Here is a 25,711-nt window from a genome sequence, read left to right as displayed (position 1 = left end):
CCCACATGTCTGTTGACACTGTCTCACGTAAGCATGATCGGATTCCGTTTACGCGTTTTCTCGGCGTTTACCTACCGTTTCAATGGCGACGTCAGTGCGCCAGGTTACATCGCGTCCGTATCGCACTGTATTCCCGCCGTCTTGGGCCGTTGATCCGACGGCGCGCTGATATTTCTGCCGACCAGTCAGCACCGGCTAGTGTCACTCCTGTAGTGCCTGTCAGTGCAACGCAGGGCTCCAATGACCGCTATATTCTGATCATTGATACGGTGCCGCCGCGCCCAGATTGCGACGCAGGCTCATTGCGCTGCCACCATTTGATGCGTTTGATGGTGTCCCTCGGCTACACGCTGGTGTTGCATTGCGAGGAACGCCTGCCCAGCGCCGCTGAGGTCACGGAATTACGTGCGATTGGTATCGAAACCACCCCTGTCGCCGGTGGCTTCCCCTCCTGGCTGGTCACCAACCCGGAACGTTATTGTGCCGTTGTCGTCTGCCGCTACCACCTTGGTCTGTTTTGGCTGCCGTTACTACGTGCACTATTGCCTCACAGTCTGTGCATCTTGGATACAGTTGATTTACATCACCTGCGTGAGCAACGCGAAGCCGAGTTGCGTAATCTTGCTGGTCTGCGTGCTGCCGCAGCCATCACGCGCCGTCGGGAGTTGCATGCGATGAGTCATGCTGATCTGGTTTGGGTGGTCAGTCCGACCGAACGCGAATACTTAGCCATGTCGTTGCCAGAGGCGCGTATCGAGGTGGTACCGAGCATCCACGACATGGTTGAGAATATCCCTCCGTTCATGTCCCGAAACGGTTTCCTGTTTGTCGGCGGTAGCCGTCATCCACCGAATATCGATGCAGTTCGCTGGTTGCTGCGCGAAATCTTCCCACGCATCCGCGAGCTTCTGCCTGACGCACAGTTGCACTTGGTTGGTGCCGGGCTGGCCGAAGCGATACGGAGTCACGAGCCAGTATGTCCTGGAGTCAACTTCCACGGCCATGTGCCACAGATAGCTCCTTTGCTTCATGCATGCCGGGTCAGCCTCGCTCCACTGCGCTTTGGTGCCGGTGTTAAGGGTAAGGTCAGTGAGGCGTTGGCATACGGCTTACCTGTTGTAACGACACCTAGCGGTGCTGAAGGCATGTATCTGCGTTCTGGTATAGATGTGTTGATCAGGTGCAACGCGGAAGGTTTGGCCATGGATGCGGTGTGTGCTCACGAAGATCCGGAGTTGTGGCAACGCCTGTCAGACAACGGCCAACGGATCATCAAGCAGCACTTCTCGCTGAGCAGTGCGCGCGCTGCATTGGCAGTCATGCTTCCCCATTGAAGGATCAGGCCAGAATTATTTATGTCACTGTTACGGATCAATGCGTGGCTTGCTCGCAACGGTCGTCTCAAGCGTCTGATCGTGCGCTTGCTCTCCTTCGTTCCGCCTGTGGATGTCTGGCTCAGACATCGAGTGCATGCTCGCACGTATCGTCGTGCGTTGCTCGACATCGGTGAGGCCGATGTGCCGGAGGTGGCTGTATCGATCTACCGTCAGTTGCTCATTGCAACAGGGAAGGACGACCGTCCGTGAAGTTGGTCATCGATTTGCTTGGTGCGCAGACGCGCAGCCATCTGCGCGGTATCGGCCGTTATACCCGTGAGCTGACGAAGGCACTGCTGCGCCAAGCCAGCGAGGCGCACGACATTCACCTCGTGCTGAACGCGCCACTGGAACAGACCATTGATGCATTAATTGCCGAGTTTGGCGCCGTGGTGCCACGTGCACGCATCCACCTGCTACGCCTCCCGCACCGTACGTCTGAACATCTGACTGGCAACGCCTGGCGTCGTTATGCTGCCTCACGTTTGAGCCGCTATGGTCTCAGCTGGTTGGACGCAGACGCGGTTTGGCACAGCAGTGTGTTTGAGGGGTACGACGAGGATGCGGTGCTGCCAGATGCGCCACTGCCTGGGACGTACCGCGTCGCCACTCTCTACGATCTGATTCCGTTGCAGGATCCGGAAGCATTCTTGCAAGGACCGCTGCCCAAGGCGTGGTATGCGCGGCGCAGTGCTTTTCTGTCCAGTTGCGACATGCTGTTCTGCCTTTCCGAATGGACGGCGCAAGAGGCAGTACGGCGGCTGCATCTTGATCCGGAACGTCTTGTCGTGATCGGTGGTGGTGTTGACTCAAGTTTCCGTCCGCTTGGATTCGATGCTGAGCAGCGTGGCGGGCTGCTTGAGCGTTTCTCGATCACCCGTCCTTACGTGCTATACAACGGTGGCTTGGACCAGCGTAAGAATGTTCCTGCTTTGCTGCGTGCTTTTGTGCTGCTACCAATCGCGTTACGTCAACGCCACCAGCTGGTCATACTCGGTGACGATCGTGAAGTCCGCCGGTCGATGGTTGCGTTGTGCCGGCAGCTGGGGTTGCATCAGCAGGAGGTGGTGTTCACCGGACGTGTCAGCGATATCGATTTGGTTGCGCTCTATGGGCAGTGTGCCTTGTTCGTGTTCCCATCGCGTTTGGAAGGTTTCGGGCTTCCTGTGCTGGAGGCGATGGCCTGTGGTGCGCCCACATTGTGCAGTGATGCGACGAGCTTGCCAGAGGTGGCGGGTCGCCAGGACATCCTGTTTCCGCCTGATAACCATGTTGCCTTGAGTGCACGCATGCGCCAGGTGCTTGATGATCCAGCGTGGTTGCAGTCACTGCGTGACTATGGTCTGCGCCGTGCGGCTACATTCACTTGGGATCGTGTGGCGCAGCGTGCATTGGAGGGCTTGGCACGATTACAAGTGCGATCTTCCGGAATGCCGTCTCGCCGTGTCAGTGGTACACAGAGCGACACAGCGGTAGCCGAGACGTCACCGACTGCTGAGAGGCAATTGGTGGCCGATCTGGCGGCATTGCCCGGTCACCCGGAACGTAACGATCTGGCTCAAGCGGCGTTCTCAATTTGTTCAATGCGCGTTGCACCACAGCCGCCACAATGGTTGGTCGACGTCAGCAACATTGCCCAAACTGACATCGGCACCGGAACGTACCGTGTCACCCGCAGCATCCTGCGTGAATGGTTGAACACACCGCCGCCGGGGGTCTGCATCGTTCCAGTGTGCTTACGCGACGGTCAGTATCACTATGCACGGCGTTTCGCTGCACAGTTACTTGGTGTCGTGTCAGACATGCCGCAAGAAGGAATCGTGATGGTGTATCCCGGCGACGTATTCGTTGGTCTGGATTGGGCACCGGAGGCGATCAACGCCGCGCGTGCACGCTTGCAAGACTGGCGCCGGGCTGGAGTGGCGACCTGTTTTGTAGTTTATGACCTGCTGCCGATGACGTTACCTGACTGCTTCCACCCGTATTCGCGCAAGCTGTTCGAGGAATGGCTGCATACGGTGGCTCATCTGGCCGATGGGATCGCCTGCATTTCGGCCACCACTGCCGATGAACTGTCCACGTGGTTGCAGTACACCATGATTAACTACCAGTTCGGTGTACGGCCGCAGGTGATGCATTTTCCACTCGGCGTCAGCTTTCCCGAAGTGTCCACGTCGCAGCTGGCGATCCGTGAGGAGCTGCGTGCAGCACTGGCGATGCGTCCTACCCTATTGAGCGTCGGTACCTTGGAGCCACGCAAAGGTCATGCGCACGCGCTACGGATTTGTGAGCAACTCTGGGAGGATGGTGAGGACGTGAATTTGGTGGTGGTGGGCCAGCGTGGGTGGTCCGAGCAAGCGTTGGTCATGCGGCTGACCCGGCACCTTGAGGCAGGTCGTCGGCTATTCTGGCTCAGTGATGCCACCGACGTGGAGCTGTCCGCACTTTACATCCATGCCACTGTCCTCTTAGCACTTTCCGACGGTGAAGGTTACGGCTTGCCGTTGTTGGAGGCAGCGCATTTCGGGTTGCCAATTTTAGCCAGGCCACTGCCTGTGTTCCTGGAAATCATGGCTGATTATCCACATTACTTTGATGGCACTGCTCCGGATACTTGGCCGGCGACAGTGGTGCAATGGCTTCACGCGCCAAACAGACCCACGCCCGACCGTGTGCGTATTGCTTCCTGGAGGCATAGCGCTCAAAAACTGGCGGATGTGGTGAGTACCTGCCGTCTCTTACTTGATCCAGATAGGCTGGCTGTCGCTGTCGGATGAAATGAAGGGAGGGGCATGCCGATGCGACTTTAAGCAGCTTTAATATGCTGCTGGTGCATTGTAAAGGCGATGTGCGTGAGCCGAAGTCACCTCACGTTGTGCCCGCTTGGATTAGAGAGTGGTCAGGGTGTTTCATGAAACGAAAGCATGAAATATTGCTGGTGTCTTTCCTGAGTGCGTTGGCGATTGTTCTATAACATTGGTATTTCCTTCGAAAACTTTGATGAAGACACATTGGACGAGTGCCACCGAACAATCACGGTGATGCTGCGGGATATTGCGGATGACCGTATTGTCGACGATCAGCGATGACACACGTGATCAGTTCTGTCTCTTTTCTCGGTTGGCTGAATTTATAAAAGTTTTCAGGTTCAGCAATGCTTGGGCTAGAGGCTTGAGAAAGCGCTGTTTTTACGGTTGATGTGCGTGACTGGTTGGAACCCCCGCAGTGTGTGCAGGGAGAGGCTTTGCGCCCATATGTGCTTCAACACGTCATGTCTGCTGATCGTATCGGGTGCTATATCGGGGCGATGTGCTGGAAGAGAGCCAGTGCGTGGTATCCGCAATAGGGCAGTGGTGTGTGCAGGCAAAATATTAGTTTTAGCATGAGGTGGCTGCGGACTGGATACAACTCGCCGGTGAATGGAGAATATTCTCCATTCACCGGAAGAGCGGATATTTCTGCTGGGAAATGATGCGCGTCCTCGAATGACAAGCAGCCCCGATCTGGATAGGTCCGGCTGTATTGAGCATTTCTGAAATTTCCCGTGCTGATACCTGACGCTGAATTCAGGTCAGTGTTAATGAAATCGGTAACAGAGGGTCTCCAACGGATGCCACGCTGTCTGTGGTGAGCAGGAAAATAGCGAATGCTGATGTAGGCAGGCTAAGCAGCACGTATTGCCGTTGTACATTGAGGGAACACGATTTTTTCAATTTAAGTTGGTTCGCGGCCTGATGGTGGTGGTCAGTCAAGGGTTTGAACATTGAATCTCACTCGGCTCTTGATGAAGAGTCGATGCCATTTTCTTGCCTATCAGCAGCTTAAGTTTTTTCAATGTCCCCAAAGAAACATCCTCGGACGCCCATCGTATTTGTGTCAGATGAGGTCGTTTCCCCAATGCCCGTGACGAAGGAATAGCAGCTACGCATTGAGGGTGATCGGATGCGTTAGCCTCTATAGAGTGTATCTACTCACGGACATGCTGGGAGTCCATTGATCTTTCGCAAGCTCCTGTCAAATAGCGACTCTGGAAGGAAGCGGCGCAGGGTGCGTACTTGGCTAGCCTGCTGGCCAGCGTGATAGCGACGTTTGGGAGTGGTTGCCAATGCTGCTTTCACCACTGTTGCGGCGACCACTTCGGCAGAATCGCCCATGTGCACCATCTTCCGCATGACGGCTTCCATTCGCGAACGTTCTACGTCGTAGCAGGGAAGCGGCCTGTCAGGCCGGGTGATATTTTCCTCAAATGATGTACGTGTAGCGCCTGGTTCGACGAGAACGACTCGAATGCCGAACGTACGCAATTCGTGGTCGAGTGATTCGGAATAACCTTCTATCGCATGTTTCGTCGATGAGTACAGTGCGTTGTAGGGAGCAGGGATCAGGCCAAGTACGGAACTGATGTTGATGATCCTTCCCTTCTTCTGACGGCGCATGACTGGCAATACGGCGTTGGTGACGCGATGTATGCCGAACACATTCACATCAAATAGCGCCTGTGCTTGAGTGGCAGAAGACTCCTCCGTCGCGCCGAGTAAACCGATGCCGGCATTGTTGACGAGTAGGTCGATACGGCCTGTTTGCTGCAGCACCTCTGCGACGGTCTGCTGTACGGATGCTTCGTCGGTGACGTCGCACTTGAGCATGGTGATGTTGTCACAATCTGTGGGAACTTCCTTGCGGCTAGTCCCGAACACGCGAAAACCGGCATGCTTAAGGGCCAACGCTGTCACCTGACCAATACCAGAAGAAGCGCCTGTGATGAGAGCTACATTTGTGTTGTTTTTGTTCATAGATGTGGTTTCCTTGAGGATAAACTTGGGAGAGACTATGCTGTTACTATCATTTCGATAGTAATATTAATATCTCCAAACACAAAAGTCACTATCGAAAGAGTATGAATAATCGGAGCGTCTTTGATGACCCTTGTCCAATTGCACGCAGTCTTGCTCTAGTCGGCGATGCTTGGAGCATGCTGATCCTGCGGGATGCCCATGCCGGCCTCACCCGTTTCGACCAATTTCGGAAAAGCTTAGGTATTGCTCCCACGATCCTGACCCGACGATTGGCAGCGTTGACGCAAGGAGGACTGCTAGAAAAGCGGCGCTACTTGGAGCACCCACCTCGCGATGAGTATCTATTGACTGTCGCCGGACACGACTTTTTGCCAATTCTTTTCGTGATTGGCGCGTGGGGACGTCATCACTGTGGTGGAGGTAAGTGGGTGCGTTTTCTGGATGCCCAAACGGGTACAGAAATAAAAGCGGTTGCTGTGGATGAGGTTACGGGTGCAAAGATCGGAACTCGCCCGATACGGATCGTCATACCAGATAGCGATCAGGGTCGAACCGGCACATGACAAGTGGCTAACGATCCCATTGGAATAAAAGTGGGCAGTTTCATTGCCACTCTGCGATGCAATCTCTTTACCTACCGATACGAAAGTTTCAGTCGGATAGCGCACTCAATCCTGGATGCAATGAGTGTACTTGCCTGGAGTACGAAGGCCGGCAAGCCTTCCACTGTGTCGGGCCTCATCCTTTTCCAGCGATGTCAGGGAGTAAAGCTAAGGGAGCGGTGGCCAGTACATTGACATTGCAAAGCATCTTTTTTGTCGATCATTTCGGAAAACACAATGATGTGTTTGTTGATTTGCTTGAGCTGGATCTGGTGATGATGCATCTGTTGATTGTTGAGAAATCGCGTGTGGAACACCGCCCAATCGGATTCAAACGCTGTCCGATCTAAGCAGTTTGCATCAGACTCAACACGCCGGCATTCGGGAAGCGATGGACTTGATCGACCGCGAATGCCTGTTTGGCTTGGGCTGTGGTTTTGTAGATCTGTTAATGCTTGCCTCCACGTTGATGACACCGGGAGTCCAATTGTGGACGTTGGATCAGCGGCTGTGCGCCTTGGCAAAGCAGTTTAGCGTGATGTACCAGCCTACCCTGCACTGATCCTGAAGTGGTTGCTTTGAAGGACACAATCCGCACGTGTCGGCTTCAGGTACATTTCGATTCGACGTTGATTCTGAGAAAGTCGGTGCGGTCACCATGTCGATTGCTGGCCGTCGTGAGAGCGGCGTATACGGCGGTCTTTGCGGCCTTGAGAGTGGCGGCAGTTCATTTCTTGTCGATCGGTTTTATTACCTTATTTGGTTTCGCATTGATCATCATTGGGCGGCGGCCACCGTTGCACTCCTGAGTCTTAACCGACACCAAAACCGGCTTGCAAGTTGAATACCAATTTTCGGCGAGTGAAGGTGGTATCTCTGTTTGTACATCAAGGTTACCGAAGAACATCCCCGATCACGTAGGGCTTCGATGTCATGTACTAAACGGGACATTGACCTGCCAAGCTGGTCAGTTTCCCAGGCTACATCAAGGTGTTACCGGAATGCAGATATGCCGCGTATTTTCTAATTACTGTAATACTGACCTTTCCGTTTTCTTGCTGTTGAGCACCTCAGTAAAAACGCGATGACATTCAGCCTTACTGAGTGCTTCGATCTGGATTACCACGCTTTGATCGCCGGTTGAAATACGTCCACCGAAATCAGGCGTCCCGTTATTGGGTCTATCACTCATCAACAAGTGCAGCACACCCGCGTTTCACGATAATCTCAAAATCAGTCTTAAAAGGTTAAAGACGGGATGAACCTGTAGCCGGTCCGCGCCAAGAGATGCGACTCATCCAGAGACAGCCACCATATTGTCGGCAATAGCATGCTCCACACCCTTACCAAGAGGTTCCAGATTGTGTGACATGCGCCACAAAATAGGGGCCGATGCTATCGGCCGCAAGCAGAAGTCGACGCTCAAAATTTACGACCACAACATGCCCGCCGGCGAGAAGATGTCTGTTGAATTTTCTGGAGCACCAAATTCTTGCAAAAAATCAAAGGGACTTGATTTCTCGCCTAATTTCATGATTTTCTTTAAAATTTTACCACTTTGAAAGTGGTGGGCCGTCAAGGATTCGAACCTTGGACCTATTGATTAAGAGTCAACTGCTCTACCAACTGAGCTAACGGCCCGAAAATCGATCAAGATGCTACACCATGATAGTATACTTTGTTGCTGATGCAACAGACTGAGAAGCAAACCCAACGCTGATGTTTCGGTTCAATGCGTTCAGTGGGGTGGCTGAGGGGATTCGAACCCCCGACAACTGGAATCACAATCCAGTACTCTAACCAACTGAGCTACAGCCACCATTGAAACTGCTATCTACCTGCCACGTTCGCGCTTCTATGGCGCACCCGACAGGACTCGAACCTGTAACCGCCGGCTTAGAAGGCCGGTGCTCTAATTCCGATTGAGCTACGGGCGCTTGGAACTGGAGCCCCCACCTTACTTACCCACATTTACCCACCATGCATACCAACCATACATAGCTAAGCAACATGGTCGGGGTAGAGGGATTTGAACCCCCGACACCCTGCTCCCAAAGCAGGTGCGCTGCCAGACTGCGCTATACCCCGGTAAAATGACCCTTTGATTCACCAAAGAGGGCTTAATATCCCGAACATTATCATGAAGTGATTCGTTTGCTGTCAACGCGCCATTGTGTTCGCTGCATCCGCTATGCTTACAGGGCGTCGTCACGATAGCGACGGATGCATGTTAGAGACTATTTAATTTAAGGAGAACAAAGATGCGTAGCGGAAATCCTGCTCTTAAGGAGTCCACCTTCCTTGATCTGGGTACTGGCTCGGTTGTCGTCCGCGACGGTAACGCGATGACTTTAAACGGCACCGTCAACAAGACTGGAGCACTGCTGCTGTTAGCGCTGGTCACTTCCGTCTTTGCTTGGAATCAGTCGCTTGGGGTCGATGGCATACCAGTGCTAGCGGCGCGTGGCTATATGATTGCTGGAGCGATCGGTGGTTTGGTGCTAGCGCTGATCACTGTTTTCAAAAAAGAGTGGTCACCCATCACCGCACCGCTGTACGCACTTGTAGAGGGATTTTTCCTCGGTGCAATCTCAGCAGTGTACGAAGCGCGTCTTGGTGGAATCGTATTCCAAGCGGTGCTACTCACCTTCAGTGTATTACTAGCAATGTTGCTGGCGTATCGTAGTGGTTTCATCAAGGTTACAGAGAATTTCAAGCTCGGCGTCGCGGCTGCCACAGGTGGTATCGCTTTACTCTATCTGATCTCATTCGGATTAAGCTTCTTTGGGATACGCATACCAATGCTCCATGAAGCGAGTACTTTCGGTATCGTGTTCAGCCTGTTTGTGGTTGTGATCGCCGCATTGAACTTAGTGTTGGATTTTGACTTCATTGAGAGCGGTGTCGAGCGCGGAGCACCAAAGTACATGGAGTGGTATGGTGCATTCGGCCTGATGGTCACGTTGGTGTGGTTGTACCTTGAATGCTTGCGTTTGCTGTCCAACCTTCAGTCCCGCAACTGAGGTCCTGTGGTGGTGGGGGTCGGTACACTGCGTGCTTGGCCCCCAACCGTCGATTAGGGATACTGACTCGCGGAAACCCAAGCAGCATTGATTGAAGACTGCGTCAAAGCTATCTGATATTCCCTTAGCGTCTTTCAGAGTCATTTCCCAATATCTTTTGCCCGTGTAAATAGAGCGGCGCAGCGATCAGCAGCCGTTATACAGAACCCATACCGCGCCGTTTGCATGTGTCGCTGACGTTTTCCATATGATGTGCATGGGCTTGTAATGTTTGACGATCCATGTGCTCGTGAGGACGCGACCCCATGATGATGCAGGACACGTGCGAGTGATCTTTGACCTTCCGCAAGTACAGCATATGCCTCCAAGCTGCAGGGCTGATGGTGGTTCATCGCAGCCCGCAGACACTCGGCAAGCGCGTCACTGCTTGCAGCTTTGCGTTGTGTCATACGTTTCCTTAATGCGCAAGCCTGGCGCGTCGTACCGAGGACAATATGCTTTTCTTGGTGATACCCATGACGCCGTCTCAGAGTGACAATGAGTGATAGCGGTTATTCTTCTTGGACGTTCTGCAGCTGCGTCAGCAGTGGAGCGTTGCTTCCCGAAGGCTTAGCCCGTGACTTTTAGAACATCGCTGTATCGATGCTCGGCTCGCCGCGTAACACCATAGCGGCAACGGCCAACCCGATCTCAACGTAACTTATGGTCATCCATGATCTGGATGCCTTTGGATCGGGATGGCGCCTTTTCTATTCTGTTTCTATGTGGAAATACACCTAAACCATGCCTGCTTTGCACCACATTGGGGTTGCTGGGTGGAGAGGATGATGACTGCAACTGAGCGGCGTGCCGCTTGGAGCAATCATCGTCAACGCTGATGGATATGGCCACGCCGCCAATCGTATACACGACCATCTGTGCCACAGTCCCATAGACCATTGAACCCAAGCGCATCCACTTGCCTGGCGCATTGACCTTCACATCCTCCTGCTCCAGCCTTGCCTGCTGTTGCGAGCCATTGCCGATGCGGTCGAGCGTTACCTGGCACGTCTTGGTCCTGAGTGCCTAGCGTTGCTCCCGGGCTGCGCTTCATGAAATGTGGCTTCTCTTTCCTTCGGATCATTGTTCGCTGGTGATCCGATGCACGCGTGTTCCCGCTTCAAAGCACCATACCCGGATATCACGTGTCGAGTGACCAGAGGCTTGAAATCTTTGGTTTGCTGTTGAGCAATCGGCATGGTCTGTTGCAGTGTTCACACTAGCTCCAGCGTGAAACACAATGCAGCGTTTCGCCTCGTCACCTCAGCATGGCTGCGTCTTGGTTCAGAGAAGTGATTACATTCCTGATCCTGCCAGTACCCTGCGCGTCTCGCTTCCACACACTGCATGTCCCTCACCTGCTCTGGCAGTGCCCCTTGGGTACACCCCCTGTGCCGATAGCGACAAGCATCGCTTGATCGCAGACCATGACGAACCGCAGCTCAGCTCATGTGCATCACAATCTTTTCCGGCGTAAGGCGCGACCTTGTTGAGCCCAAACAACACCTCTCAGGTGCCTGCCGCTGATAAGCGCACATTGGACCGCGGCTATTTCAAAAGGCTGGATGTGCTTGATGTAGCCGTTGCTATCACCTGGTCTGGACAATGACTAAGACATTGACATCACCGAACACCGCCCACACCAATTCCAGCGCAGCAAAACTCAGCAACATCCATATGATCACCCGTGCCGTTGACCCGGTGGAAACGCCTTAACGACAGCCCGGCAAGGAAGAACGCACCTCATACGGCCATCGTTCCGTTCGCACCATCTTTGCCCCATGTCATCAACAATGCTGCTGCATCGTCGTGCAACACATCGTTGCAAACAGCCCATCACCACTCAACGGGTCAGACCAGCGTCAACCTTCCTTGTGAAACGGTCCGCTTCTGGCCATGGATGAAGACGCCACACCCATCACATCCGGATCAATCCTGCCGTTGTGAGGGGTGTGCCTGTTGTTCCCTGCATCAATATGAACCCTCCCGCACCCCATCCAGAAAGCGTTTCTGAGCGGGGTGCAGCGACTAAATCCAGGATGCTTACTTCCAGTGCGCAGCAATCACCGGATGTAACGCCTTCTGTTCATCGACAGACAACGACATGTGTCCAAGTGCTGGCGGCGCAAAGGCCGCCATCGCTGAGACCAGCGCATTGACTTCACCATCAAGCAACACCTTGCCATCGGATGTCTTGAACTGCTCGACATGATATGCAGCATCGGAGTACCAATTGCTGATCGTGATCTGATCGCTCGTACCCATGATGCTGACTTCCAGATCGGCACCAACATGCCGGAACCAAAGCTGATCGGTTGTCACCCCTGGGCCGATGCAAACCACATCGGTATTGCCCGCAGTAGTGTCGTAATCGTAGATGCGATCCACCCCGGCACCGCTGGCGAACCTGTAGGTATCGTTGCCGCTGCCACCGTCGAGCACATCATTGCCGGTGCCGCCATCCAAGATGTCATTACCTGCGTCACCGTGTAGCGTGTCATTGCCGGTCCCGCCGTCCAGCAGGTCCGCACCACTGCCACCGCTGAGCACATCATTACCATTGCCGCCGTACAGCGTATCGGCCAATGCACCACCGTAGATCTCATCGTTGCCGTCCAGGCCATAGATACGGTTGTTGCCGTCGTTATAGCCGACGATATAGTTGTTGTTGACATCGCCCTTGGTGATAACACGTGCTTTGATCGCGGCGTCATCCCAGGTCACACCATCGCTGAACATGAACTGCTCGACCTTGTAGCCTGAGGTGTAGGGGTTGAAATAATTGCTCACAGTCAGTTGGTCGCTGCTGCCGTACCTGATCACCAGGTCATTCCCCTTGCGCTCCAGCGCAGTCAGCGCGGTGGAGGCGACATCGGCAAACCTCACCACGTCGCTGTTGCCTGCGGTGGTGTCGTAGTCTTCGATGCGATCCACCCCGGAACCGCTGGCGAACCTGTAGGTATCGTTGCCGCTGCCGCCGTCGAGCACATCGTTACCGGTGCCGCCATCCAAGATGTCATTGCCTGCGTCACCGTATAGCGTGTCATTACCGGTCCCGCCGTCCAGCAGGTCCGCACCGCTGTTGCCGCCGAGCACGTCATTGCCGGCACCGCCAAGCAAGGTGTCATCCCCCCCATTGCCGATCAACGTGTCAAACCCATCGCCGCCGTACAGCGTATCGGCGAGGGTGCCGCCGTAGATCTCGTCGTTACCATCCAGGCCATAGATACGGTTGTTGCCGTCGTTGTAACCGACGATGTAATTGTTGTAGGCATCGCCGTTGGTGATGACGCGCGCTTTGATCGCGGCGTCATCCCAGGTCACACCATCGCTGAACGCGAACTGCTCGACCTTATAGCTTGAAGTGTTGGGGTTGAAATACTCGCTTACGGTCAGTTGGTCGCTGCTGCCGTACCTGATCACCAGGTCATTCCCCTTGCGCTCCAGCGCAGTCAGCGCGGTAGAGGCGACATCGGCAAACCTCACCACGTCCGTGTTGCTTGCGGTGCTGTCGCAGTCTTCAATGCGATCCACGCCGGCACCGATGGCGAACTGATAGATATCGTTACCGCTGCCGCCATTGAGCACGTCGTTACCGGTCCCGCCATCCAGGAGGTCCGCACCGCTGTTGCCGCTGAGCATGTCGTTGCCTGCGCCGCCGTACAGCGTGTCGGCCAGTGCGCCACCGTAGATGGCGTCGTTGCCGTCCCAGCCATAGATACGGTTGCTGCCGTCGTTGTAGCCTAATATCGTGTTGTTGTTGGCGTCGCCCTTGGTGATGACACGCGCTTTGATCGCGGTTTCATCCCAGGTGACGCCATCGCTGAATTTAAACTGCTCGATCTTGGCGCCCGAGTCCCCGGGGTAGAAATAACCGCTGACTGTCAGTTGGTCGCTGGCGCCGTACTTAATCACCAGGTCATTGTCCTTACGTTCCAGCGCGGTCAGCGCGGTGGAGGCGACATCGGCAAACCTCACCACGTCCGTGTTGCCTCCGTAGTCTTCGATGCGATCCACGCCGGAACCGATGGCGAACTGATAGATATCGTTACCGGCACCGCCGTTGAGGGTGTCATTGCCGGTCCCCCCGTCCAAAGTGTCGGCCAGTGCGCCACCGTAGATGATGTCGTCACCCTCCAGGCCGTAGATGCGGTTGCTGCCGTCGTTGTAGCCGAGGATGAAGTTGTTGCTGGCGTCGCCCTTGGTGATGGCGTGCATTTTGATCGCGACGTCATCCCAGGTCACCCCATCACTGAATTTGAATTGCTCGACCTTATAGTCTGGAGCAATGAAGTAGTTGTTTATGGTTAATTGATCGTTGGCGCCGTACTTGATCACCAGATCATTCCCCTTGCGCTCCAGCGCGGTGAGCGCGGTGGACGCAACATCGGCAAACCTCACCACATCCGTGTTGCCTGCGGTGGAGTCTTGCTCGTAGATGCGATCCACGCCGGAACCAATGGCGAACTCGTAGGTGTCGTTCCCGCTGCCGCCGTCGAAGGTATCGTTCCCGCCTTTACCAATAAATACGTCGTTGCCTTGCTCTCCTATGATGCTGTCATCACCTGATGTGCCCACCAGCAAATCCGAGCCCAAGGTGCCAGGAAGGTAATGTTCGTTGGCGGCGGCAAAGATCACCGTCCAACTGCTTGATTCCTTAATGAACGCTCCCAACTCCGGGGTCGCATTGAGTTGGTCGGTGAGGAAGCCGATCCCATCCCAGCCCATCTCTGCGGCGGTCTTGTATCCCAGTGCACTGACAAACTCAATGGCATCCAGTATTCCCTCACGTGGATTGCGTTGAATCCCCTGTTTGAGCGCCTGTTCTACGCCACTCCAGTCCGTGACCCATGCGCCATTGACAAAATTCATCTCCGCCAGGGTGTAGATGGGCGCCAGCCTGGTTGTCAGCAACAGCGATTCATAAATATCTGTTTTGAAGCGCTCATACGCCAATGCAATGTTAGTCACCTGCGCATCCGACAACGTCACCGTCATCTTGCCGGACGCCGCATCCAATGGCGTAAAACGCGCCTCCCCCTGACGACCGCCATACGTGAAGCCCATCAAGCGCTCCACAATGCCCAGCTTGCGCAAAAAATCCTCATAGGCCGCTGTTCCCGGCGCTAATCCAGACAGCACGTAAGTCAGCGTAACGCCATTGCGTTTCAGTGCATCGGCTTGCGCCTGCAGAGACTTCATGTCAGAGGTGTTGACCCATCGCTCCATCAAACCATCCAACCGCTCAAGCTGCGCTTGCCGCGTGGTTTGCTCACTGTAAGCCTGCACCCAGTTGCCCAGATCGCTAGACAGACTGATCGCCTCGTCCAAGTCGCGGACCCGCCCAGACCCGCGCAAAAAGGGAAGCGCCTTGGCTTGATCCGTCAGCGCCACCCGTTGCGTGAAATCCCGGTAAAACGTATCGGCTAGCACATCCAGATTGGCGGCGGTGCCATTGCTGGGGTTGGCGGTACCCGTGGTGCCGTTAGAGCGGGTAAACGTCCCCGTCGCCGTTTGTACATTGCCGTGACCTAGATCAATACGCCCTGCTGTCGCATTGACCCCAATCGAAATGATCTTGTTATCCGCCAGCGTACTGAGTTCGTTAGCCTGGCTGACGCCGTCTTGATTCAGATCACGCCAAATCCGCAGATGCGCAAACACACTGTCGGCCGCGTCGATCGTGCCATCCTGGTTGCTATCCTCATCGCGCAACGCATCAAAACCGTCCGTGGCTCGTTGCCCGTTGCGTTTCAGCGTGTCGATACCGAAGAGCTCGCGCCCGGAATCAATCGTCCCGTTGCCATCGCGGTCCAGCACCAGCCAGCCATCATCGGGCTTCACCCAGCCAGTGCCCGTCTTGACGCCATCACCATCGTGGTCAAACAGGATGACGCGGCCATTCTGCGTGCCATCTTGCGTACTAGTGGTTTCGATGCCGTCACCGTCCAAATCCAACGCCAGCGGATCGCGGGGCGCCAGGTACGTATTCCGTTTGCTGACACTGGCGCCGCCCGCCCCGGGGCCGCCCGCCGCGCCTGTCCCGTGGTTTGAGTGGCCAGCGCTGTCGCTACCACGAATACCACTACCTCCGTTGTCCCACCAATCTTGTGGATTAATACGGCGCCCTTGTGGGTCTTTCATTTGGTAATGCACGTGCTGGGCGAATTCATTGATACCGTTTGGCCCACGGCCCCCCATGGTGCCTATGGGGTCCCCAGCATTGATCTGTTGCCCCACCGTGACCGCTTGAGAATGTGTATGGAGAATTTCATGACTGTTGCCATCTGCATCTCGAATTTTGATCGTTGCAAATTGTCCGCCAACGAATGTCACCGTACCGCTGATCGGTGAGTAGATTGTTGGATGAGTCAGATTAATACCGGTTTGTCCCCCCTGATAATTAAAATCAATGCCGCCATGCGGTGGTTTCCCGGGTCTGGTTTCTCGATAATTTCCGGTCACATGAGGTGGTGTTCCGTCTTGTGGTGGAAGCATCCTGTTCATTACGTCATTAAAGTTCATTTAATGTGTCCTTAGTTTATCTAAAGTGATTGATTGTGAATTTTGACAAGTTTCCAACAGCCCTTTTTTCTGAAGAAATAGGAAATTTGATAATCAGTGTCTTCCTTGAATAAACGAATGTGTGCTTTGTTTGAGGTGAGTTTAAGGACTTCAATGTTTAAGGGTACCTTGCTGCGCTCTTGGCTCAGTGGCATGACGGGGAATTGAATCTGTTCACGCTGCAGAATTCGCCGGAATTCTTTTGGTTCGGGCTCAGCAGTAGTATCATATTCATCTTGTATCAGCGGATATGTGGTGAAAGCTCGCTGGATATTTTCGTCATTGGAGAATTTTTCAAGAAACGATACAAAATCCTTTCCGGGACAGGGCACATTTGGTACGGCTGAGTGATGCAATTGATTTGCCTGTGCATCAGGTGGTACCGCATAGACGGTTTGAGCCGTGAAAAACAAAGATATTGTGAATAATGTCCAGACTCTTTTCATTTTTGAACTCCATTTAAAACTTGGTGAGATTAAATACATAGATATTTGGACGTGGAAACAACATCAATAGTGCTAATCAAGGGTGCCATCACCAGCATTATTAAGCCTTGTTCCTGGGGCAGCAATATTAATCGTTACGGTATACATGTAATCTCCTTATTTTCCAGTGTAGGCTCGGCTAAACCATATTTCAGCGGGGAACGGTGCGAGTTCAGGCGCGCCTTCCAGATAGTCGATGCGGATGGTATATCTTCCAGCCTGGAGCGTTTTGTCGAACAAAGTGGCATTTCTTCCCATGTATGCCGATGAACTTTCGGGATAAGCCACCACTTCATCCAGAAGTATTTTGTTGTCTGCCTGTTGTATAATTTGCACCCGCAACTTTACAGGCATTCTTGGCTCATTATCATTATTCAGTTCCTTGTTCCCCACGATTTTATAAAAACGGTCTTCTTCTTGAGGGCCTGGGTATTTATCAAGAAGATAAGACCATTTATTTAGAGCGACAATGTAAAATCTTAGACTCAAATCGCAAGTCACTGGCTCGAGGAGATTCACGTCGAATGAATACGTTTCTCCCACTTTTTTAGGGTCAAAAGCTAATGTAATGCGTGGTTCACTTGGGTCATTGCCCCTAAAATCAGGACCAAACCAGTAAATCAACAAGACGACAACCCCCAGGAATAACGTGCCCAGGAGAAACAAGATACAACGCTTGACTATTTTCCTTGACATATTACGGCTCCAGCTTCTCTATCTTGACCGCGTGCCCTTGCTTGAAATACACCCGAAATGGCACCTCGCCTTCATCAGGGAACTGATACGCGTTTTTAAACGTCATCCAGATTTCACTATGATCTGGTTTTATCGATTGCCCCCACATCACATCCATCGGGTCGCTATGTTCCGGCCATCGGGTTCTGTCGGCACTCACCTTATAAAAAAAGCACCTCCGGCTAATTTTGCTTCAAAAGGCGTCATCCCTATTAATATAATCCCATGTAATATCGATGACCGCCTTTCTTTTGGGAAAAGCTTGGGATATTCCTTAAACATCTGTTCGGCATATTCTCTGTTTTCGTCGGCTATCATGTGTGAACCCTTGATCGGTGGGGTGTGTGGATGACCTGCATGGACGCTCGAAAAAACTCCAAAAGCAATCACCGCCAGCAGCACAGCCATACGGGGATGAAACGCGCTTGTTAACATCATGAATACTCCAATTGATTTGTTTTTACAGCGTGACTTTTATTTTCGCCATGAATGGTGTGCTCTATAAGGACCATGTTTCCATCTCCCTTAAGAGCGCCTGATGTATTTAAAGTGATTCATTGTCAATCTTGACAAGTTTCCAACGGCCTTTTTTTCTGAAGAAATAGGAAATTTGATAATCCGTGTCTTGCTTGACTAAACGAATGTGTGCTTTGTTTGAGGTGAGTGTAAGTACTTCAATGTTTAAGGGGACCTTGCTGCGCTCCTGGCGCAGTGGCATGACGGGGAATTGAATTTGCCAGCGTTGCAGTATTCGCTTGAATTGTTTTGGTTCTGGCTCAGCAGTAACATCAACTTGATATTCTGTAAGTGGATACTTGGTAAAAGCCCGCTGGATATTTTCGTCATTAGAGAATTTTTCAAGAAACGATGCAAAATCCTTTCCGGGACAGGGCACACTCGGTGTCGCTGAAGTGTGCAATTGGTTTTCCTGTGCGCCAGGTGCCACCGCATAAACGGTGTGAGCCATAAACAACACAGACACCATCAATAATGTCAAGACTCTTTTCATGTTGAACTCCATTTAAAACCTGATGGGATAAAACGTATTAACGTTTCGACGTAGAAACAACAGCAACATTGCAAACATCTGGAAACTCATTGAATAGGCCTCTCCCTAGAACCATAACCAGAGCCTGGGCGAAAATCAGGGCCGGGGTTGTAAATAGGCATGATTAAAATCCTCCTTCTTCGTCAGTAATGCACACAACACTCGATTTGTTTTTCCCTTCCTCTACAAGGTAGGCTACCCCGGATTGAGATTTGAACGTTGGGGTGGCAATGGCCAACTGATAGCCGGTTCTTTTTTTAATCGCAGCGGCAAGACGCTTTGCACTCACTGGTGTCGTGACCATATAAATTGGATATGTGTTGGATGGAATCGCGATTTCCGTGGCATCCAAGCCCATAAACTTTTCATGTACTTTGTACCTTGCAAGATATTCCTCGATCTTATAAGGAGAATATCCTTTGCGTTCTAAAACACCATTGCTGGTGCGCTTAGATTGCGGGTCCCAATAAAAATCATTTGGCATACAATCCTCCATGGATGGGAAAATATTATCCACCCATATGTAGTGTGGGATGGCCACCAGTGAACGATTGATTATCGATAGACGACAAATACCAACAGCCATTCTTAACAAATTTGTACGCCATTAAATAATCCTTTCCTGGCTGAATTAATATTCTTTCATTTAAATTTCTACTGATAATCTCCAATGATTTCTTTTCCCGTTCGGCGCGCAAAGGAAACACGGGGAACTGGATTTGATCGTGTCTTAAGTGTTTGACCACTTTCTTTACTTCTGGTGCCGCAGACAGATCCAATTCCTTTATTCTCAGCAGAGACTGGGTGAAAGCCCGTTGGATGTTTTCATCATCGGAGAATTTCTTGAAAAACGATGAAAAATCTTCTCCAGGACAGGACACACTCGGCACGGCTGCGGCGTGCATTTGATGTGCTTGTGGAGCAGGCCCTACCGCAGCGACGGGGTGCGCCAGAAACAACACAGACACTACGAATAATGTCCAGACTCTTTTCATGTTCGAGCTCCATTTAAAGCTTGGTGCGATAAAACGCAGAGACGTGAGCATTGCAAACCAGTGGAAGCGCCTTGCGTTGGCCGCTCCCTGGCGCCAGAGCCAGAGCGGACATCGGGGCTAGGGTGGGGAATGAGCATGATTAAAATCCTCCTTGATCATTAACTCTGCAAACAACACTCGATGTGTGTTCCCCTGCCTCTACAAGGTAAGCCACTCCGGATGGGGATTCGAATGTTGGTGGGGCAATCGCCAAGCGATGCCCGGTGCTTGTTTCCACCGCCGCCGCAAGACGTTGTACGCTGACCGGCACCGCCACCATATACATAGCGTGTGTGTTGCTGTTGGATGGGATCGCAATCTCCGTGGCATCCAGGCCCATAAATTTTTCATGCACTTTATATCGTGCAAAAGATGCATCAACTTTATAAGGAGAATACCCCTTACGTTCCAATACGCCATTGCTGGAACGCTTGGATTTTTCATCGAAATAAAAATGATATGGGGTGCAATCATCCATCGCTGGGAAAATATGATCCGCCCAATGCAGCTTTGGATTTCCGCCCGTGAGCGAGCGATCATCAATGGACGACAAATGCCAGCAACCATTCTTAACAAATTCGTACACCATTAAATCATCCTTGCCAGGTTTGGTTAAGATCGCTCTCCTGGTTTCATTTAAATATCTTGGACGAATCTTGGTAATATTCAGCGATTTCTTCTCCCGTTCGGCACGCAAAGGCAATACGGGGTGCTGAATTTGATTGCTTTCCAAGTATTTTATGATTTTCCTCACCTCTGGCGCGGCGGACAGATCCAGTGCCTGTTTTTTCAGCGGGTATTCGGTGAATTCCCGCTGGATGCTTGCATCATTGGAGAACTTTTCAAGAAACGCTGCAAAATCCTCTCCGGGGCAGGGCACTTCTATGGCTGTGGTATAAAACCGATCCTCTTCTGACTCCGGCGCCACCGCAGAGACGGATTGAGCCATAAACAACACAGACACCATGAATAATGTCCAGACTCTTTTCATTTTTAAATTCCATTTAAAACCTGATGGGATGCAACACATCGGCATTTCGACTCAGAAACAACGTAAACGATGTGAATCACATGTTTGGGATATTTGCCTCGAAACCTCAAAAAGATTCGCCGCTTGCCGCCGATGATGCGCCCGGCGATGCGGTGATCTTGAAAATACAACACCATCAAAGCGGGCTGGTTTCTCTGGACAACCATGCGTTGTTGCCGCGCCGCTTCCAGGCACGGCGCAATCACGATGCACCGCGCAGCACACCCGGGTCTGTGTTGTCAGCAGTAAGCCTGGTTTCATGCGAAGACCTCCCTTTCTGCAAAATGTGTCCTTGCCACGATGCACCACAGCCAAGCGCCTCATTACGACCGATGCAGCAAGCAATTTCATGGTGTGGAGTAATGTGATGCGTGTCGCATCTTAATGAGGCGATTTTGGCCATGCAATACCATCAACGTGTCGCTACCCAAGCGCTCGCGTCCGGAATCAATTGTCCCGTTGGCATCGTCGCCAGCTATACCAGAAGCGGCGCCACCCCCCACACCAGATCACCGCGTCGCTACAGCTAGGATCATCCCCGGCTGACGTATGATTTGCAGCGCTGCGTGCCGCCATTCAGTAACGCTTGCTGGCGCTGCTGCAAAACCTCGACGTAGCCGCCGCACGGAACGTCTCAAACGTCCAGGCCAAGGTATGGTTGCAGCCCCTGGCCGCCGCAGGCGTATTGGGAAACCCAAAGCAGCCGGTGCGCGACATCGTCAAACAACAGCGGTGATTCGAGTCACCGATGCAGACCAAACACACCCAGATGCCGCCGTACGCCGGCATTGCTAGAGGACCACCATGCCGGTGAGCGACCAGCACATCACCCTGAGCCAGCTAGAAAGTCACCTTTGGGAATCCGCCAACATCCTGCGCGGCCCGGTGGATGCAGCAGACTTCAAGACCTACATCTTCCCGTTGCTGTTCTTCAAGCGCATCTGCGATGTCTGGGACGAGGAGTACCAAGAGATCATCGATGAGACCGGCGATGAACAACTGTCCTGGTTCCCAGAGTCGCACCGCTTCCAGATTCCGGACGACTGCCACTGGAACGACGTGCGCACCAAGGCCACCGATGTCGGTACCGCACTACAGCGCGCCATGCGCGAAATCGAAAAGGCCAACCCGGAAACCCTGTATGGCGTTTTCGGCGATGCCCAATGGTCAAACAAAGAGCGCCTTTCCGATGCACTCCTCAAAGACCTGATCGAGCATTTCTCCACGTTGTCGTTTGGCAACAACAACATCCATTCCGACCTGCTTGGCGATGCCTATGAATACCTCATCAAAAAATTTGCCGACGCCACCAATAAAAAGGCCGGTGAGTTCTATACCCCCCGCAGCGTCGTGCGGTTGATGATCGATATCCTTGATCCCAAGGACACCGACACCATTTACGACCCGGCTTGCGGTACCGGCGGCATGCTCCTGGCGGCCATGCAGCACGTCCAACAACAGCAGGGCGATGTAAAAAGACTCTGGGGAAAACTCTACGGGCAAGAAAAGAACCTCACCACCTCATCCATTGCACGGATGAACCTGTTTCTGCATGGCATCGAAGACTTCCACATTGTCCGCGGCGACACCCTGCGCGCCCCGGCCTTCTTCGAAGGCGACCGCCTGGCCACCTTCGATTGCGTCATTGCCAATCCGCCGTTCTCCCTCAAAAAGTGGGGCGAAGAGCTGTGGTTGCACGACCCCTTTGGCCGCCATTTCGCCGGCCTGCCCCCCTCCAGCAGCGGCGACTTCGCCTGGGTGCAACACATGGTCACCTCAATGGCCGACGTCAGCGGCCGCATGGCCGTGGTCCTGCCCCAGGGGACCCTGTTTCGCAAAGGCGTCGAAGGCCGCATCCGCCAGACCCTGTTGCACATGGATCTGATTGAAGCGGTGATTGGCCTGGCCCCCAATCTGTTCTACGGCACCGGTCTGGCCGCCTGCATCCTGGTACTGCGCAAGCGCAAACCGGCCAAGCATAAAAACAAAGTATTGATTGCCGATGCATCACGGCTATTCCGCCGCGGGCGCGCTCAGAACTATCTAGAGCCCGCACACGCCGCCGAGATCCTCCGCTGGTATCGCGGCTATGCCGAGGTACAGGACGCGGTGCGCGTGGTTAGCCTCAATGAGATCAAAGCCGCAGATTGGACCCTGAATATTTCCCGCTATGTCCTGCCGCCCCTCCAAGAAGACATCCCCCCGCTGCCCGACGCCATTGCCGCCTTTAAGGACGCGCTCACCCGCTGCCGCGACGCCGAAGCGCGCCTCACCCAGATCATGACCCAAGGAGGATGGTTGCCATGAACCACCCCAGCACACGCCTCACCCCGCAAGCGCTGCAAAGCTACCTCTGGGGTGCCGCCGTCCTACTGCGTGGCCTGATCGACGCCGGCGACTACAAACAATTCATCTTCCCGCTGCTGTTCTACAAACGCCTCTCGGATGTCTGGGACGAGGAATACCAAGCCGCACTGCGTCACTCCAAGGGTGACCTCTCCTATGCCCAATTCGCCGAACACCATCGCTTCCAAATTCCCCCCGGCGCCCATTGGAACGACCTACGCCAGACCCCGAAACATGTCGGCGCCGTCATCCAAAAAGCCATGCGCGCCATCGAAACAGCCAACCCAGAGCGCCTCGATGGCATCTTCGGCGATGCCCCCTGGACCAACCACGAGCGCCTCCCCGACGCCACCCTAAAGAACCTGATCGAACACTTCTCCACCCAAACCCTGTCCCTGGCCAACGTCCCCGAAGACGAACTCGGCAACGCCTACGAATACCTCATCAAAAAATTTGCTGACGACTCCGGCCACACCGCCGCCGAGTTCTACACCAACCGCACCGTCGTCCACCTGATGACCCAACTACTCGCACCGCAGCCCGGCGAATCCATCTATGACCCCACCTGCGGCACCGGCGGCATGCTCATCTCCGCCCTGGACCAAGTGAAACGCTCCGGCGGCGAACACCGCACCCTCACCCTCTACGGACAAGAGCGCAACCTCATCACCTCCTCCATTGCCCGCATGAACTTATTCCTGCACGGCGTCGAAGACTTCGACATCATCCGGGGCGACACCCTCGCCGACCCCAAGCACATTGCCGGCGACCGCCTCCGCCAATTCGACGTCATCCTGGCCAACCCCCCGTATTCCATCAAACAGTGGAACCGCCAAGCCTGGAGCACCGACATCTGGGGCCGCAATGCCCTGGGGACCCCGCCCCAGGGCCGCGCCGATTACGCCTTTCAGCAACACATCCTCAGCAGCCTCAGCCCCCAGGGCCGCTGTGCCGTGCTCTGGCCACATGGCGTCTTATTCCGTAACGAAGAACAATCCATGCGCGCCAAGATGGTCGCCCAAGACTGGGTCGAAGCCGTCATCGGCCTGGGCCCCAACCTGTTCTACAACTCCCCGATGGAATCCTGCATCCTCATCTGCAACCGCAACAAAGCCGCCGCGCGTCAGGGCAACGTCATCTTCATCGACGCGGTCAACGAGGTCACCCGCGAGCGCACGCAGAGCTTCCTCACCCCCGAACACCAACAGCGCATCCTCACCGCGTACACCACCTGTGCCGATGTCCCCGGCTTCGCCAAGGTCGCCACCCTGGCCGACATCGCTGCCAATGCGGGCAACCTGTCGATCCCGCTGTATGTCAAACGGTTGACTGCTGCCCCGGCCACATCAAGCAATGGCGATGCCATGACATGGCGCGCGACGTGGGACCAATGGCAAAGCGACGCCTGCGCCTTCTGGCAACAGATGGATGCGTTGGTGGAGACGCTGGATGGATTGATCGCCGAGGACAACACGCGTGTTTGATCAGCACAGCACCCCTTTGAAGCCTGGTTGGCGTCGGGTGAGATTTGGCGATGTGGTGCGCCTCTCCAAGGGACGCAGCCAAGATCCGTTGGCCGATGGCTTGGAACGTTACGTCGGTCTGGAACATCTCCAACCAGAGGATGTGCGTATTCGCCGTTGGGGCCATGTCGCTGACGGCGTCACCTTTACCAGCGTGTTTCAGCCCGGGCAGGTGTTATTCGGTAAGCGCCGCGCCTATCAGCGCAAAGTGGCCGTGGCGGATTTCGCGGGGGTGTGTTCTGGTGACATCTACGTATTGGAATCCAAGGACGCCCAGGTGCTGCTGCCGGAGTTGTTGCCCTTCATTTGCCAGACCGACGCCTTTTTTGATCACGCGGTGAGTACCTCCGCTGGCTCGTTAAGCCCACGCACGCACTGGACGAGCTTGGCGAAGTTCGAGTTCGCGCTGCCGCCGATGGAGGAGCAACGGCGGATAGTAGGCTTATTCCTGGAGATTGAACGTAATTCTGACGATTTGATCTCTCTTGAAGGAAGGTCTTCGTTGCTGATAGAAGCGATTTTCCAGCATTACGTGTGGAGTGATGCGTCTTTAATTCAACAACCGATAAGTCAGATTGCTGAGATTAACCCAAAGGTTTCCTCGCTTTCCGAAGAAGATCCATTTATCCCGATGGAGGCAGTTGATCCTTGGACCCAAAAGATCAATCCATCCAAAATCGAAAAGAAAGGTAAAAGAGGCGGTATCAGAGCCCAAGGTGGAGATATTCTGATGGCAAGAATTACGCCTTGCCTTGAAAACGGGAAGATTGCGCAGGTTCCTGTTTCAATCGAGAAATCTGGTGGATCGACAGAATTCATCGTTTTCAGAGCGAAAGAGGGAACGGATCAACAGTATCTCTATCACCTAATTACGTCGCGCGTTTTCCATTCTCAAGCTGCCGGAATAATGTCTGGTTCAACCGGACGGCAGCGAGCATCAGCGAATGATGTTGGCAGGATTCGTGTTCCGATATTGCCACTGACAAAGCAGAGGGAAATCTGCTCTCTGATCAAGCAAATCAGAAAAATCAAAGAGGTCACCAACTTCAGGCTACAGCAGTTGAGCCAAATGAAGTTGGCGGTATTTACTGGAGTCTCAAGGGTATAGCT

The 25,711-nt window shown here is 53.5% G+C and carries 22 protein-coding genes, 4 tRNA genes and 1 pseudogene; 13 read left to right on the top strand and 14 right to left on the bottom strand.

Features of this window, described 5'->3' with window-relative positions:
- The first annotated feature begins 5 nt into the window (after positions 1-5).
- From PLS229_RS11110 to PLS229_RS11100, 3 genes are read left to right on the top strand one after another with little or no spacing between them, the layout of a single operon-like run.
- The gene (locus tag PLS229_RS11110; RefSeq protein ID WP_038269863.1) at positions 6-1,334 is read left to right on the top strand and encodes a glycosyltransferase; all 1,329 of its coding nucleotides are present in this window, start codon (positions 6-8) and stop codon (positions 1,332-1,334) included.
- Positions 1,335-1,355: 21 nt separating this feature from the next.
- Positions 1,356-1,586 (top strand): hypothetical protein, encoded by a 231-nt coding sequence (locus PLS229_RS11105; RefSeq protein WP_038269866.1) that lies wholly within the window; start codon positions 1,356-1,358, stop codon positions 1,584-1,586.
- The gene (locus PLS229_RS11100; protein ID WP_038269868.1) at positions 1,583-4,153 is read left to right on the top strand and encodes a glycosyltransferase family 4 protein; all 2,571 of its coding nucleotides are present in this window, start codon (positions 1,583-1,585) and stop codon (positions 4,151-4,153) included. Before PLS229_RS11105 ends, PLS229_RS11100 begins: the two co-directional genes overlap by 4 nt.
- A gap of 1,194 nt (positions 4,154-5,347) precedes the next feature.
- Here the strand turns inward: PLS229_RS11100 and PLS229_RS11095 are convergent.
- Positions 5,348-6,169, bottom strand: coding sequence for an oxidoreductase (locus PLS229_RS11095; protein WP_038269871.1), 822 nt, complete (start codon positions 6,167-6,169; stop codon positions 5,348-5,350).
- Between the two features lie 104 nt (positions 6,170-6,273).
- On the opposite strand from PLS229_RS11095, the gene PLS229_RS11090 reads away from it, so the two are divergent.
- The 5 genes from PLS229_RS11090 to PLS229_RS12030 all read left to right on the top strand — a co-directional run bounded on the left by PLS229_RS11090 (position 6,274) and on the right by PLS229_RS12030 (position 8,336).
- Positions 6,274-6,735: a winged helix-turn-helix transcriptional regulator gene (locus PLS229_RS11090; RefSeq protein WP_038269873.1), complete on the top strand. Its 462-nt coding sequence runs from the start codon at positions 6,274-6,276 to the stop codon at positions 6,733-6,735.
- A 191-nt stretch (positions 6,736-6,926) separates the two neighbouring features.
- On the top strand, positions 6,927-7,124 hold the full coding sequence (locus tag PLS229_RS12040; protein ID WP_200866175.1) for a hypothetical protein: 198 nt from the start codon (positions 6,927-6,929) through the stop codon (positions 7,122-7,124).
- 5 nt (positions 7,125-7,129) lie between these two features.
- On the top strand, positions 7,130-7,336 hold the full coding sequence (locus PLS229_RS12035; protein ID WP_200866176.1) for a PIN domain-containing protein: 207 nt from the start codon (positions 7,130-7,132) through the stop codon (positions 7,334-7,336).
- Positions 7,337-7,372: 36 nt separating this feature from the next.
- Complete coding sequence (locus tag PLS229_RS11080) at positions 7,373-7,618, top strand: hypothetical protein (protein ID WP_152536560.1); 246 nt, start codon at positions 7,373-7,375, stop codon at positions 7,616-7,618.
- Positions 7,619-8,144: 526 nt separating this feature from the next.
- Positions 8,145-8,336 carry a hypothetical protein gene (locus PLS229_RS12030; RefSeq protein WP_038269875.1) on the top strand — a complete coding sequence of 64 codons (192 nt, stop codon included), beginning with the start codon at positions 8,145-8,147 and terminating at the stop codon, positions 8,334-8,336.
- Positions 8,337-8,339: 3 nt separating this feature from the next.
- On the opposite strand, the gene PLS229_RS11070 is transcribed toward PLS229_RS12030, so the two are convergent.
- The 4 genes from PLS229_RS11070 to PLS229_RS11055 all read right to left on the bottom strand — a co-directional run bounded on the left by PLS229_RS11070 (position 8,340) and on the right by PLS229_RS11055 (position 8,862).
- Positions 8,340-8,415: transfer RNA gene (locus PLS229_RS11070), tRNA-Lys, on the bottom strand.
- A gap of 101 nt (positions 8,416-8,516) precedes the next feature.
- A tRNA-His gene (locus PLS229_RS11065) sits at positions 8,517-8,593 on the bottom strand.
- A gap of 39 nt (positions 8,594-8,632) precedes the next feature.
- Positions 8,633-8,711 (bottom strand) — tRNA-Arg (locus PLS229_RS11060).
- 74 nt (positions 8,712-8,785) lie between these two features.
- A tRNA-Pro gene (locus PLS229_RS11055) sits at positions 8,786-8,862 on the bottom strand.
- A 173-nt stretch (positions 8,863-9,035) separates the two neighbouring features.
- On the opposite strand from PLS229_RS11055, the gene PLS229_RS11050 reads away from it, so the two are divergent.
- A complete protein-coding gene (locus PLS229_RS11050) occupies positions 9,036-9,797 on the top strand; it encodes a Bax inhibitor-1/YccA family protein (protein WP_038269876.1) in 762 nt (253 codons plus the stop codon).
- Positions 9,798-10,665: 868 nt separating this feature from the next.
- Here the strand turns inward: PLS229_RS11050 and PLS229_RS11045 are convergent.
- From PLS229_RS11045 to PLS229_RS11005, 9 genes and pseudogenes are all read right to left on the bottom strand, one after another.
- A complete protein-coding gene (locus PLS229_RS11045) occupies positions 10,666-10,890 on the bottom strand; it encodes a hypothetical protein (protein ID WP_152536561.1) in 225 nt (74 codons plus the stop codon).
- A gap of 989 nt (positions 10,891-11,879) precedes the next feature.
- Positions 11,880-16,343, bottom strand: coding sequence for a calcium-binding protein (locus tag PLS229_RS11040; RefSeq protein WP_160199316.1), 4,464 nt, complete (start codon positions 16,341-16,343; stop codon positions 11,880-11,882).
- A 38-nt stretch (positions 16,344-16,381) separates the two neighbouring features.
- A complete protein-coding gene (locus PLS229_RS11035; protein ID WP_038272796.1) occupies positions 16,382-16,846 on the bottom strand; it encodes a hypothetical protein in 465 nt (154 codons plus the stop codon).
- A 156-nt stretch (positions 16,847-17,002) separates the two neighbouring features.
- On the bottom strand, positions 17,003-17,581 hold the full coding sequence (locus PLS229_RS11030; RefSeq protein ID WP_038272794.1) for a DUF5625 family protein: 579 nt from the start codon (positions 17,579-17,581) through the stop codon (positions 17,003-17,005).
- 195 nt (positions 17,582-17,776) lie between these two features.
- Entirely contained in the window at positions 17,777-18,058 is a 282-nt protein-coding gene (locus tag PLS229_RS12350; protein ID WP_230428256.1) for a hypothetical protein, read from the bottom strand.
- Between the two features lie 106 nt (positions 18,059-18,164).
- Entirely contained in the window at positions 18,165-18,629 is a 465-nt protein-coding gene (locus PLS229_RS11020; protein WP_038272801.1) for a hypothetical protein, read from the bottom strand.
- A gap of 163 nt (positions 18,630-18,792) precedes the next feature.
- Positions 18,793-19,663 (bottom strand): annotated as a pseudogene (locus tag PLS229_RS11015) (hypothetical protein).
- A 139-nt stretch (positions 19,664-19,802) separates the two neighbouring features.
- Positions 19,803-20,693 (bottom strand): hypothetical protein, encoded by an 891-nt coding sequence (locus PLS229_RS11010; protein WP_038272792.1) that lies wholly within the window; start codon positions 20,691-20,693, stop codon positions 19,803-19,805.
- Positions 20,694-20,695: 2 nt separating this feature from the next.
- Entirely contained in the window at positions 20,696-20,938 is a 243-nt protein-coding gene (locus tag PLS229_RS11005; protein ID WP_160165223.1) for a hypothetical protein, read from the bottom strand.
- Between the two features lie 380 nt (positions 20,939-21,318).
- Between PLS229_RS11005 and PLS229_RS10995 the strand changes: the two genes are divergently transcribed.
- The 4 genes from PLS229_RS10995 (at position 21,319) to PLS229_RS10980 (ending at position 25,709) form a co-directional block, all read left to right on the top strand.
- Positions 21,319-21,468 carry a hypothetical protein gene (locus PLS229_RS10995; protein WP_200866214.1) on the top strand — a complete coding sequence of 50 codons (150 nt, stop codon included), beginning with the start codon at positions 21,319-21,321 and terminating at the stop codon, positions 21,466-21,468.
- A gap of 68 nt (positions 21,469-21,536) precedes the next feature.
- On the top strand, positions 21,537-23,039 hold the full coding sequence (locus PLS229_RS10990; protein WP_038272787.1) for a type I restriction-modification system subunit M: 1,503 nt from the start codon (positions 21,537-21,539) through the stop codon (positions 23,037-23,039).
- Entirely contained in the window at positions 23,036-24,562 is a 1,527-nt protein-coding gene (locus tag PLS229_RS10985) for a type I restriction-modification system subunit M (protein ID WP_038272784.1), read from the top strand. The genes PLS229_RS10990 and PLS229_RS10985 overlap by 4 nt, the downstream gene beginning before the upstream one ends.
- Positions 24,555-25,709 carry a restriction endonuclease subunit S gene (locus tag PLS229_RS10980; protein ID WP_081755486.1) on the top strand — a complete coding sequence of 385 codons (1,155 nt, stop codon included), beginning with the start codon at positions 24,555-24,557 and terminating at the stop codon, positions 25,707-25,709. Before PLS229_RS10985 ends, PLS229_RS10980 begins: the two co-directional genes overlap by 8 nt.
- The last annotated feature ends 2 nt before the right edge of the window (positions 25,710-25,711 follow it).

Source organism: Xylella taiwanensis, from assembly GCF_013177435.1.
Classification (GTDB): domain Bacteria; phylum Pseudomonadota; class Gammaproteobacteria; order Xanthomonadales; family Xanthomonadaceae; genus Xylella; species Xylella taiwanensis.
Note: the sequence above shows the minus strand (reverse complement) of the source record. Positions and strands in the feature narration are given on the sequence as shown.